11 protein-coding genes are annotated in these 12,498 nt (G+C 46.4%); 2 read left to right on the forward strand and 9 right to left on the reverse strand.

Annotated features, from left to right (window positions below):
• Positions 1 to 14: 14 nt before the first annotated feature.
• From AB8809_RS14595 to AB8809_RS14615, 5 genes are all read right to left on the reverse strand, one after another.
• Positions 15 to 1,715 carry a DNA-binding protein gene (locus tag AB8809_RS14595; RefSeq protein ID WP_129704271.1) on the reverse strand — a complete coding sequence of 567 codons (1,701 nt, stop codon included), beginning with the start codon at positions 1,713 to 1,715 and terminating at the stop codon, positions 15 to 17.
• The gene (locus AB8809_RS14600; protein ID WP_129704269.1) at positions 1,708 to 3,012 is read right to left on the reverse strand and encodes a site-specific integrase; all 1,305 of its coding nucleotides are present in this window, start codon (positions 3,010 to 3,012) and stop codon (positions 1,708 to 1,710) included. Before AB8809_RS14600 ends, AB8809_RS14595 begins: the two co-directional genes overlap by 8 nt.
• A complete protein-coding gene (locus AB8809_RS14605) occupies positions 3,009 to 4,199 on the reverse strand; it encodes a site-specific integrase (RefSeq protein ID WP_044203637.1) in 1,191 nt (396 codons plus the stop codon). The genes AB8809_RS14600 and AB8809_RS14605 overlap by 4 nt, the downstream gene beginning before the upstream one ends.
• A gap of 300 nt (positions 4,200 to 4,499) precedes the next feature.
• Positions 4,500 to 4,697, reverse strand: a complete 198-nt coding sequence (locus tag AB8809_RS14610; protein WP_038911511.1) for an AlpA family transcriptional regulator — start codon at positions 4,695 to 4,697, stop codon at positions 4,500 to 4,502.
• 84 nt (positions 4,698 to 4,781) lie between these two features.
• Positions 4,782 to 5,633 carry a DUF6387 family protein gene (locus AB8809_RS14615; protein WP_039493522.1) on the reverse strand — a complete coding sequence of 284 codons (852 nt, stop codon included), beginning with the start codon at positions 5,631 to 5,633 and terminating at the stop codon, positions 4,782 to 4,784.
• Positions 5,634 to 6,769: 1,136 nt separating this feature from the next.
• Between AB8809_RS14615 and AB8809_RS14620 the strand changes: the two genes are divergently transcribed.
• On the forward strand, positions 6,770 to 7,648 hold the full coding sequence (locus tag AB8809_RS14620) for a cell envelope biogenesis protein OmpA (protein WP_349856416.1): 879 nt from the start codon (positions 6,770 to 6,772) through the stop codon (positions 7,646 to 7,648).
• 160 nt (positions 7,649 to 7,808) lie between these two features.
• Here the strand turns inward: AB8809_RS14620 and AB8809_RS14625 are convergent, their stop codons facing one another.
• From AB8809_RS14625 to AB8809_RS14635, 3 genes are all read right to left on the reverse strand, one after another.
• A complete protein-coding gene (locus tag AB8809_RS14625; protein WP_349856417.1) occupies positions 7,809 to 8,273 on the reverse strand; it encodes a GyrI-like domain-containing protein in 465 nt (154 codons plus the stop codon).
• 235 nt (positions 8,274 to 8,508) lie between these two features.
• The gene (locus AB8809_RS14630; protein ID WP_181847683.1) at positions 8,509 to 8,838 is read right to left on the reverse strand and encodes a DHCW motif cupin fold protein; all 330 of its coding nucleotides are present in this window, start codon (positions 8,836 to 8,838) and stop codon (positions 8,509 to 8,511) included.
• A 65-nt stretch (positions 8,839 to 8,903) separates the two neighbouring features.
• A complete protein-coding gene (locus AB8809_RS14635; protein WP_349856418.1) occupies positions 8,904 to 9,440 on the reverse strand; it encodes a rhodanese family protein in 537 nt (178 codons plus the stop codon).
• 407 nt (positions 9,441 to 9,847) lie between these two features.
• Between AB8809_RS14635 and AB8809_RS14640 the strand changes: the two genes are divergently transcribed.
• Complete coding sequence (locus AB8809_RS14640; RefSeq protein WP_043881744.1) at positions 9,848 to 11,254, forward strand: EmmdR/YeeO family multidrug/toxin efflux MATE transporter; 1,407 nt, start codon at positions 9,848 to 9,850, stop codon at positions 11,252 to 11,254.
• 38 nt (positions 11,255 to 11,292) lie between these two features.
• On the opposite strand, the gene AB8809_RS14645 is transcribed toward AB8809_RS14640, so the two are convergent.
• A complete protein-coding gene (locus tag AB8809_RS14645; protein ID WP_349856419.1) occupies positions 11,293 to 12,462 on the reverse strand; it encodes an MFS transporter in 1,170 nt (389 codons plus the stop codon).
• Positions 12,463 to 12,498: the final 36 nt, after the last annotated feature.

The raw sequence follows: 12,498 nt of genomic DNA on the forward strand, positions 1-12,498 counted from the left end.
CGGCCTCCTGATGATTAATTTTTATAAGATATTTTCATTTTTTTGCTCTGCATTTTCTCTAAAACAGATAATACGGCTTCGTGGTGCGCCACCCATTTATCCGCACCAAAATACGCGTCTTTCACTGCCTTTTTCGCCATCCGAAGGTGCTGACGGATTTTTTTGACAGGCTCATGCCCGTTCATTCCCCCTGCCCAGCCGTAATACAACGTGCTGGCTAATTTCTTGCAGGGGAGCATCAGGTAGTCATGAACACAATAACCGTAGGGCGTGACGTGAACCGCACCGTGATCCGGCTCTTCTGTGATAACCGGAATACTGACAGGCAGAGCGTAGCCATGAGCACCCAGCTTCAGCTCTTTGATTTTCTCGTGCATCTCTTCCTGAGAGACATGATTATAGGCACGGTTCTGCATGACACTGACTCTGCCTGACCATTTGGCGATCTCCATTTCTGAAAGTTCCCCCTGATGCGCCAGCGTGTTGAGAAGGTGCCTCGGCTGATGGGAGCGCAGAAATAAGGGGTTCCCCTCATCATCGGTATAACCATGACGTGCAAAGATATTCTTCACCGTGCCGGAAGGTCTCATCTTTGCGATATCAGAGGCAAAGAAATGATACGCTGGCCTGCAAATCTGAACGTCCTGCGTCTTCCTTTTCCCACAGCCCTGATATTTGTTCAGCAGACACAGCGCATTGCTATATCGCACAGACTTTTCTTTATCAAACCAGGGAAAATCCGCAGGCAGACACGGCATCACCTTCTCGTTTACAGAGTGTGCAGCAGTCTTACGTTTTTCTGAACATGTTTGATTTTCTGCCCGTTTCGCTATTGAACGGGCGTTTTCCGACAGAAGGCGTAACCGGCTGACCGCTTTTCTGGCAACCGGCACCATAACATCAGGCACCCACTTGATAGTGGCCCCATAGCCCTTGACGGCATGAAAGCGAAGCCCGTAACGCTCCACGCCATTTTTATCTTTCCGGGTGATCTCACAGTCTGCCGGTAATGCCAGAATTTCTGAAATACGGTTTGGTGAGCACATCAGCAGGGCAAAGACCGAGGTGGTAAACAAATCCCGCTCACTGAGTTCATCATCCGGTCGTGAAAAAATTTCAGCGATAGCGAGTAAAGCCCGTTCGTCCGGTAATTTATGCTTTCTGTCCGGATCTTCTTTCTCAGGCAGGTAATGATTTTTGAAATCGGGTTTAGCCGGATTGCACCAGCGAAAAAAACCACAGCTAACGAAGCGGTGGGTCGTAAGAAACTGCGCCAGTTTTTCAAGCTGTGTGCCACACTGGTATAACACATTATCTTTATAATACTGTCTGGCGGTCTGCATCGCTTCATCCAGCACCAGAACCGACGTGTTATAGATATGGGCATTCCGGCAAACCTGCAACAGCGCTTTTTCCAGACACCTCAGTGCCATGAGTGCCGCACCGTGACGTTTGACCGGGCGTAACGCCTGCTGGTAACGGATATAGCTTTTGGCAAAAGAAATGAAATCGCTGTCCATGGCACATTCATTGCTGACTGCGCCTCTCCCCGTCCCCAGCTTGCAAAACGTTGCAATGCCTTTCCAGACAGGTGAATGCCAGTTTAAATCCGCACCAAATACGGTCAGCTTATCCCGGCAAAAAACAATAAAATCACCGGTATTCTTTTCCACACTCAACCCGGCCTGAGATTTGAATACGGTCACGTTACCCATGCGCCACCTCGTCATTATTCTGGTGAGTGAAAGGTCTGAAATAAAGGCACTGATAGCACGGAATGGCTGTCGCACAGGATGAACAGCTTTTTACTTTCGGCTTTTCTTTCCCAAGAAAAACATCGGCAATAAAGGATAATTTGTCAGAAACAGCCTGGTTAATCCTGACGACACTATCCGGTAAATTTTCAACATAAATCCCGGCACAGGCCGTGGAAGAGTGATCTAACAACTCTGCAATGTATTGCACATCATACCCGTCACGCGCCATCCTGGTGCCAAGGGTATAACGGAGTCGTCGGGGACTTATTTTCATGATTTCACCGGTTCTTTCAGAGATGACCTGCTCGGTATTAACCACGTTGATCAGTGCATCATTAACCCCGTTTCGGGAAGCATGAAGTCTGTCCGACGCCAGTAACGCCGTCATATTCTGACCTTCGCTCAGACGACATTGCGACTCACACAGAAAAACAGGCACATCCTCTTTTTCTGCCGGTTGAAGCGCCCTGCCGATAGCCTTCTCAATCCGGCTTACCGACGCCTCTGCCTGTTGCCTGACAATATCAAACAGATATTTATCAACGTTCAGGAGCCTGAAGGTCCTCCTGAATCCGCCCCCCTGTTTGATCCTGGGGAAGTTGATGAAATAGCCAGAATCACTATTATTCTCTTCTTTTATGTCCTGATATTTTAATGAGGTGATTTGCAAGGGTCGTCTTCCGGTCAGGCTGACCAGCAATGCCATTGCAGACTCAGACAGCGTGATCCTGCCGTTTTTCCCGGCATGGTGGATCGCCCTATTTAATCCCTTATGCTCCGTATCCGTTAAGGGGCCCTTTTCAGGGCTTTCCTGTTTTACAACGTCTCCGGGCGCTTTAACCTTTATTCTCATGGCTTTCAACAGCGTAATGGCATTGTCATCGATACCCGCATAACCCAGGGAATGCCACTTAATCAGAAAACATCTCAGCACCATCAGACTTGCCAGCGGTGTTGCAGGTGAAGCTCTGTAATTCAGGATCGCTGACTCATCAATATAATCAGGGGACATCTCACGGATAAACCGCCTCATGCTGTTATTGATCATCACCACATAACCCGCACTCCGTTTACAGGCAAAAAAAGCCAGTGTATTGAGATACCCCTCATGCAATGACGGGGTTAATGTTTGCAATACAGAATAAATATTGACCGTATTATCCTTATCCAGATGCCACCGTGTATCGGAGAGAGAAAATGAATAACCTGAACGTGTTGCCATTAAACAGGGTTTGTTTTCTTTCACTTTATTCATAACATCTCCCTGATGATTTCTTGCTGAACAGCCAGTGAGGTTTCATTTGCCTTTTTAGTAAGATGTCTTTTGTTGTAGATCATCGCCATCTCAGAGCCCGGCACCCAGCCCATACAATACACTCTGCATTGCCCTTCTCTCACCTCAGAAAGACCATGGGCGTCTGACATGGAAGAAAAGTGATCATTCCATGTGTGTCTCAGTTGATGCCCGGTTACCCCACACAACTCCGGTGAGCACTGGCTAATCGTATGGATAATTTTCCGGTAAGCCGACATCGACAGGGGATTTCCCTCTGTATCCCCTTTCTTATAGGTAATAAAAAGAAAATCATTTTTCTTTGCATTTCTTATTTTTAGCCTGTCTTGCTGGATGTAATTATATAATTCAGACATGACCGCTTCCTCAGAGAGGAGCACCCTTCCCCGCGTTTTGACAAGCGGCTGCTTAACCCTTGGATCTGATTTGTCATTGGCGCGGCGCTGGATAGTAATAGAGGAACAGGCAAAATCAATATCACTGATCCGGAGATTTAAAAGCTCACCGGCTCTGACCCCGTAACTGAACAGTAATAAAATGATGAGCCTGTTCCGTGTCTGAACCTCAGGAGAAAACGGATTTAATGCAGACCCGACGCTGACTACGCTAAACAGAATATCTTGCTGCGCCTTCGTTAAGGACTTTTCAGGGATATAGTCACGGTATCCGTCAGAATCAGGTCTTTTATTTTTCAGTTCAGCCACCATCCTTGTGATCCTGGCGTCAAGATTTACGTCTACCGAATGCGGTAAGTGATGATGGTATAGCCAGTCAAGGTAATGGCAAATAAACGTCAGTCTGAAATACTTTGTCGGCGCTTTCACACTTCTGCTACCGGACGTTTTTTTCCTATTTTTGAAGTTTTCCGAAGCGAAATCAGCCAGCGCATCAATTTCATAAGAACTTAAAAATTCCATGCGGGTGATCCGATCCACGATGTCTATTTTTCTCATATGAAAAAATCGATAAAGTAATACCAGACTTCCGGCAACCACCTCCATTGTATTAATCGACACCGATTTGCTCCTGACGTTTGTCGTTATATAAAGATTAGGATCAAAAAGCGGCTCTCCTGTCAGACTGTTAATAACATGGCAATATCGCTCACCATTATCAAACATAAATGCATTCGTTCTAATATGATCCATATTCTCTCCTTAAAATATTTTACAAAAGCACTCTAGGTGCAATATATTATTAAATTACAAATAATAAATTTACAAAAAAATCTTAAGAAAATGACAAGAAAATAATAATTAAATTTATTTTTAATCAATCAGATAATAACGATATTTTTTACATTTAATATCTATGGTGTACTTAATTAACCTTAAGTACACCTGAGACTTAATAACGCCCCGCGAAACCTTTAAACAAAAGCCCTCATTAAAAACTGTCAAATATTCTGTAAAATATATAGCCTTTATTGATTGAAATTCTTTACACTTTTAAAATACATTTCTTTTTTCAATCGCGGTCAATATCCATTCATCAATTTCATTTTCAACAAATGCGACAGCACGGATACCAATTTTCACAGGTCGGGGGAAACGTTCTTCACTAATAAGGCGATAGATCCAGGCTTTTCCAAATCCGGTTTTTCTCATTACTTCGGGGAAACGAATAAGGCGATTCTGGGTATTCATAGTCTCTCCTCGCTTTTTAGAAGAGACTATATGAAAAATTCAGGGAAACAAGCGAATTTCAGCACATCCAGAATTAGCGTGTTTTTAGTCCTTGTCTGCGAGCGTTATAACATCAGAAACCCGCATTTCTTTCAAATGGTTGTTCTTGTTAAGAAAATGATGAAACTGAAGGATGAATGACTTGCTGGCGGTTTTAAGCGCAAGGGGTTTGTCAGTATTTTTTATATGACTCCCCATTCTTGTTTTATTTTCCTCATCAGAATCGCAGTGAAGCAGAGAGGAAAGGTGATTATCTGACACCCGAATATCATGGTGCTTTGCCCATGTCAGTATGTCGAGTAATGGGATCAGTCTGTAATCGATAATTTTCTTGATTGTGCTGTGACCAAAGCGAATGGTGTCTAATGACTCCGGCTCAATCTTCCGGATTTTACGCCACTTAGGAAGCATGGCTTTCAGTGATTCAGCGATTTCTTCGTCAGAGCCACTGGTGAGATTTATCTCTATCATAACCCGGTGTTCACATAATATCGGCATAGCCTCTGCAACAGGGAGCTCGTCGACTTTTTCATCTATCCAATAATCATCAACATTGTTCCAGCCAAATAACGACTTCTTCATCCCTTCAAAACAAAGATGTGCCACCCTTCCGGTCGTTGTTACAGAAAAGTATGGGGATACCAAAAGTCTGGCTTTTGTTTTAAGCTGATTCATATGACTATCTGTAATGAGGAAGGGATCCCCACTGAAGAGACTGTTGGCATAAGTTTTAACCACCCAGCGATCATAATCACTATGGTCAGAACTAAAAAACAGCGACCTCATCACCAGCTCAAGATAAAGCCGCTCAAGAGATATGTTTTCAAACTGCCGATAGGTATCAATATTTAGCCATTTTTTGATTTCTTTAATGTCTTTGTCCGACAAGTTTTTCATATGATCATCCGCTATCAATTGTCCTTTCCTTAAAAAAGGATAGTTGAACCAGGCCGAATGACTAACTATTCACCACTCTTTTCAGTTTTTCTGTCACTTGAACAGCGTAGATCCGATGTAATACTTTATCGTCTGAAGGTTCGAAGTTTGAGGCAATATTTTCTGTTGATGGGATGACTTTGACTTTTAGGCATAGCTATAGGCATACGCTAAATATCAACATGAAAAATAAATTATATATTTCATAAAGTTAAATTCATTACTTTAATGCTCTCGTGATAATCCCAGAAAAACCAACCTCTTACGGTTGGTTTTTTTTCGTCTGGATTTTACAGGGGGAATTATGGTGGAATTACGGGGGAATAACCTGTCATAAAATCAAGGATGAGAAATGGAAACGATCACATATCACGGAACGACGATCTGCGTACTCGACGATATGCTGACTGACTGCCCTACCCACGCACTTGGATATTGCCGCTCAGGTTGTCGATGACGTGAATGATGATGAGATTTTGTAATGATGTGGAAGAAATTTTTTACATAATTACAAATGAAGCATTTAAAATAAACCATGTGTAAAGATTAAAGATTTATCAGCTACCACTCACATAAGCTTGTGTTAAACCACTCTTCCTGCATCATCTTCTATTGCATTAAAATAACACTCCAGATTCCACACCTCCTCATAAACAGGCGTTTTACCGCCAGATAGTGAATGATAAAACCTACACGAAGTCATCAAGAATATATATTTCCTTCCCACAATAAACATCCCAGCCAGACAACTCAATAACACTGTCCCCCAAAACAAATTGAAAATATCAGTGCAATTGCAAGGTTTGTGCTGGCCCTTCATCGCTGTAACAGATTCACCTATCAGGAAAATCCACCTCGCCTAAATACTAAAACGAATTTAAATGAAGCTCCGAGAATTTGCGAGATCATTATCCAACGTGAATCGGCCGTCAGTGTTATTAAGTTCTGCTAATTGGCAGTTCAATTACACGTGCCGTTTACATGCTAGCATAATATCTGTCGATGCTGCGACGGGCTAATTATCAACGTGCTGGCATACGTAAAATGGAATGGACTCATTCCCCATAATCGTAGTTTTTATATTAAGAGGAAGTGAAATGAAAAGATATGCAATTGCATTAATGTGCCTATTCTCAGCTTCAGCCTTTGCTGAAACCTATAAAGGCTATCCCGATATTCCGGGTACCGCGGTGGGGTTTGCCACAGAGATCGTGAGCTATACGCCTGGCCCTAATGTATCTTCAAGTTATAAAGTGCCTGAAAGAATACTGGGGGAGCCTAACCGCTATAGCGCGAATGAAAATATACTTTCCCTCGGTGCAGCAGGTAGTGTTGTAGTTCGTTTTACCCCGTACGCGATTAAAAAGAGCGGTACTGCGGAGGCGGATGTCTATATCTATGAAGCAGGAACCTATGAGTCATGGGATGCCTACGTATCCAATGACGGCAGTGAATGGATTAAAGCTACACCGGTGTTTCAGGCAATTAACCCGGCATCCGCCCAGACGACAACCAATCGTGGTTCTGTCATCGGGTATGACGTTGACGTGATTGATTCCGAGTCTGATTCATTTACCTATCTAAAAATCGTCGACACCAGCCTGTCAAAATATGCCGATTCACCGGGTGCCGACATCGACGCGATTGTTTTGACAAGTGCAAAAGCGTTGGGAACAGAAGTATTTATTGATACCGACTCTCGTAACGGAAAAGTCTATAACCTGTATCAGAACGACATCACTGGCGCTGTCGGTGTAAAAATCATCAGCAAAGACAATACCGTCTTGTCTATTCCTTTCTCTACCGATGATTCGCTAAAAGCCATCGCGCTATCGTTGCAAGGTGATTTCAATTGCGATGATGAAAAGGATATTAATGTTTTAGCAACACGTAAATCTGACGGAATCCAGTTAAACATCATCAAGCAGCAGAATGGTACAGCCATTAAGACTATCGATAACTCAGTGATTAAATGATGCATTACAACAGGCATTCATCGAGTGCCTGTGATAATGCTAAATAACTTCAACCATACCAGCGATATACCATAGTGTAATATTCTCACAGCGTATTCACAGTAACGATGCAGGCTGCTCCGATATTTTTTTATTTTTAAGCTAACCCTGATAAACAGACTTAATTCGCTGCTTCAACAGACTGCCATATTTCAATTTCCCAGTTGCCATTGCTTCCGTCGCACAAATAGCTTTCATAACAGATATCACCTGCCGGGCGGTATCCCTGCGCATTAATGGCCTTATAAAAGTCATCCCAGGCTTTCGCAAAATCACCATTCTCCACAATAGTGTGCGTCACAGCATAAAGTCCACCGGGAATGACTTCCCTACGTATTCCCACATCTTCTGGCAACGTTGACGGCATCTCTTTGCACGTAATAGCTACATCGGCCCGTAATTCATCCGGTTCTACTTTGCTGGGATCATCCCAGTAGAACGCCAAAGATTTATCGATGGGGAGATGGTGCTCCCTTGCCCACGATAATATTTCATCAAACCCCTGCGGTATTTTTTCGTAATAGGGACCCACGACCCGAAGACTCAGCACTTCCATCGATTCTGCAAGTTCAATTCTGATAGACACGTTCGTACACTCCTGATTCGTATAGACAATAACCCAACACACCCCATTAACCACATTGAGTGTAGTGCTATATATCAACAACGACAACAGGTTTAGAAGCGAGTCACTTCCGTATCAAGCAACGACTTGAGCGTTTCTGTACAAACGGTTTTGGCTTCGACGAACGCGAATCCAGATAGGATGAGTTAATTATGGTCGAGGGCTAATCTCCCTACTCCGGATTAGCCCCTCACCATCAATCCACAACAAACAGCTTAGCGCCCGTCTCGGTGTAGGAGCGATGAGCTTCTGCGTTATCCGCAACCTGATAACTCATTCCGGGTTTAAGAACAAAAACACGCCCATCATCCAGTTCCGTATGAAGTTCGCCCTCAAGACACAGCAGAATATGTCCCTTTGAGCACCAGTGATCGGCCAGGTAACCAGGCGTGTACTCAACAATACGCACCCGAATATTATCAAAACGCTGTGTTCGCCAGTAGGCGATTCCTGTCTCCCCGTGATGCTCGGTGGGTTCTATTTGCGACCAGTCGGTCGTACCAAACGGAATGTTCTTCATGTCCATATTGCTGCCCCTATTTTTTGATGGTTAACACTCCGCTTACTATCCCGGCAGGTCATCCCGGCCAATCAGCGTTTGGCGTCACGGTTCCACGGCATTTTCATTAACAGCCTTGCCATACCGCAAAAACCGGTTACCCCAGCAAACAGCAACCCAACCCCTACAAAACCAGAGAGCAGGAAGAAAGCGCTGCTTACGCTGTAACCCAGTAATACACCACTCAGAATAAGTGCACCAGCGGCGATTTGAACCTGCCGCATGAGTTCAATCGGCTGCTTAAGATTCACCTCTGTCGGAAACCCCGCCTTTTTCCATGCGGCCATTCCCCCTTCCAGAAGAAAAACCGTTGCGGGTGACGCCGCCTGTGCCAGCAAGCCAGCATTCTGTTCCGAACGCATGCCGGATAAGCAGTGGAAAATCACCGTTTGGCCTTCCCTGCCATCATCGGGGAGAACATATCCGGCAGAGGAATTCAGCGGCTGCAACCTCGCTTGTGCGATGTGCTCGCGGGCGTACTCTTCCGGCTGGCGAATATCAATCAGTATCGCCCCTTCATCTAACAATTTGCGGGCCTGAGCAGGTGAGATAGCAAGTGGTGTTGGCATGATCGTGATCCTCTTTTGAGCCGCGGAAACCCGTCATAATGCAACTGCTCAGCGTAGCGCTAAGTCGGTAAGGAAGGTGATATCGCTGATGGTAAGCGTGCCACCGTTAATTTAGATAAATCTAATTAAGTAAAATCTAAATTAAATAATAGGCGCGTGCAACAACTTTCCATGCGAGGAAAGCAATCCAGGCTGGACATCGATTTGGCGACTGATACTCTGTAAACAGGAACGCTATTTTAAAAAACAGCCATACTGCCGCGAGCGTACAAAATGGTTCAGACACGGTATGGATAAGTCACTGTATCAATTACGTATCATGCAAAAGTAATGCTATTTGCGAGCCACCTTAATGGCTCTGTTTACCGCACCGACTGGGAAACCTGAGATCGATCCAAGACCGTTTCATGAAAAAATTAAAAGATACAGACTGGTATAAAAAGCGTTACTCCAACCGTGTTCTCTTCTGGAGAGAAATCTCACCGCTCGCCTTCCCTATCTTTATTGAAGGCCTTTGCGTCGTGTTGATGGGGGTTTTCAGCACCTTCCTGGTCAGTTGGCTGGGGAAAGAAGCGATGGCGGCCGTCGGTTTGGCTGATAGCTTCAATATGGTCATCATCGCCTTCTTTACCGCCGTCGCGTTGGGGACCGCCGTTGTTGTGGCTTTCAGCATAGGACAACGCAATAGAAAGCAGGCGCGTTCTGCTGCTCGCCAGTCGATGTCATTACTGGTTCTGTCATCGTTTCTGTTAGTCGCGTTAGTTGAATTCGCCGGTTCAGCGATTATCGATTTGATCGCCGGACAGGCCGACGCACAGGTTAAAGCACTCGCCCTCACGTTCCTTCGCTGGACAGTATGGGGATACCCTGCTGTCGCCATCGCGCTGGTCGGCTGTGGCGCATTGCGGGGTGCCGGCAATACCAAGTTACCCATGGTCATCAACATTGGGATGAACATCCTCAATATTGCCATCAGCAGCCTGCTGATTTACGGTGCCTTTTCCTGGAATGGCCTCGGTTTTATTGGTGCTGGTATCGGGATTACCATTTCACGCTATATCGGTGCGGTATTCGTGATTCTGACGCTGATGCACGGTTTTAACGGCGCGCTGCGTATTCCCTTCAAGTCTTACTTTGCACCTTTTACCCTGTCGATCCTCTATGAAGTGCTCAGTATTGGTATTCCCGCCAGCATAGAATCCGTGATGTTTAACATCGGCAAGCTGATCACACAGCGCTTTGTGGCGGGTATGGGAACCGAAGTCATCGCCGGAAACTTTATTGCTTTCTCTATCTCAACGCTGATCAACCTTCCCGGCAATTCACTCGGCGCAGCCGCCACCATTATTGTGGGCACACGGCTGGGGAAAGGCCAAATCATGCAATCGACCCGCCAATTGAAGTATATCTTCTGGCTGTCCAATATTGGGCTATGCGCACTCGCCGTATTATCGGTACCCAGCGCCAGCTTTTTGGCATCGTTTTACACCAATGAGCCGGAAGTTATCGAAGTGGCAAAACATCTCTTGTGGCTCAACGCGCTATTTATGCCAATCTGGGGAGCGGCCTGGGTGCTCCCTGCCGGCCTGAAAGGGGCGAAAGACGCCAGCTACACCATGTGGGTGGCAATGGCAGGCATGTGGGGATGTCGGGTCATCGCAGGCTATATCCTCGGTGTGATGCTTGGTTTTGGCGTGATTGGCGTGTGGATGGGGATGTTCTTTGACTGGATTGTCCGCGGCTTCTTCTATTACCGCCGCCTGATGAGCGGACGCTGGCTATGGCGTTATCGCTCCCCCACGGACAAAGCATAGCGAGCGGGTTTCCGCTCGCTGACAACACAACAAACGGCTTAGCGACTCGCGCTTTTCACTGGAGCAAAACGCGTCGCCATGAGGATCAACACGACCACACCAACGGTCATAATCATCCAAGCCTGTTCCAGCCCTGCGGTATGCTGGCGTATAAAACCCGCCAGCAAAGGCATCAGGCTGGCGAGGATGTAGCCGCCGCCTTGCACAAAGCCCATCAGTGAACCAGTCTTATGCGATTCCGTCACCTGATCCAACGCCACAATCAACGACAGCGGGAATAGTGCGCCAATACCAATCCCCAGCATAATAATAATCGGATACGTGAACGTCAGCGGCACCACGATCAGTCCAATCATCCCCACCAGCATCACGATCAGAATAGGAAGTAGCAGTTTGCGCCGATCGGGGAAGTGGTTGATGAATGTGGACACCAGCAAACCGGAAATCACCTCCGTCAGCGTTAATCCCCCCAACATCAGGCCACTTTGCGTCGCATCTAATCCCAGTTGAATGTAATACGGTGGCAACCATGCCAGCACCAGCGTATACGCGCCCGTACCAATACCAAAGAACACCATCAGCAGCCAGTCCATTCCGCTTCGACGCGTTGCTACAACAGCCGCCGTGTCCTGCTTCGCGGTATACGCTTTAGGGACACACCGCCAGGCCACCGTGGCAACCAGCGCTACAATCCCCCAACAGGCCAGCGCGCTTTGCCAGCCCCACGCATTTGCCAGCGGAGAAACGGATGAAGCCGCAAATGCTGCACCGGTCATAATCGCCGTGGTGTAAAAACCCATCAGGAGGCTACTATGGCGGCCAAAATGGAGCTTGATAAACGACGGCACCAGCGCCTGAATCAAGGCAATCCCGATCCCGGCAAGCGCGGCGCTAACCAGCAGAGCAATGCCGCTATTCAGCCACCAGCGTGCGCTACACGCCAGGGCAATCACCACAATACCCAGCGTGATTCCCCGATATTCTCCAAGGCGAGCCTGCAACTGGCCGCCATATAACGCACACCACCCCATAGCGAACACGGGGAGCGTAGTTAACATACCCGCCATACTGTCATCCAGACCCGTTGCGGCCTGAATCTGATTCAGCAACGGACCAATCCCTGCCAGTACAGGTCGTAAATTCAATCCCAATAGGATAATCGTGAAGAAAAGAAAAGCCCGCGTGCGGGCCGTTGATGTCACTACCATGTATAACCTCAATAGCTTGAGCAAATCATTGCTGCC

It is taken from the genome of Pectobacterium aroidearum (genome assembly GCF_041228105.1).
Classification (GTDB): Bacteria; Pseudomonadota; Gammaproteobacteria; order Enterobacterales; family Enterobacteriaceae; genus Pectobacterium; species Pectobacterium aroidearum.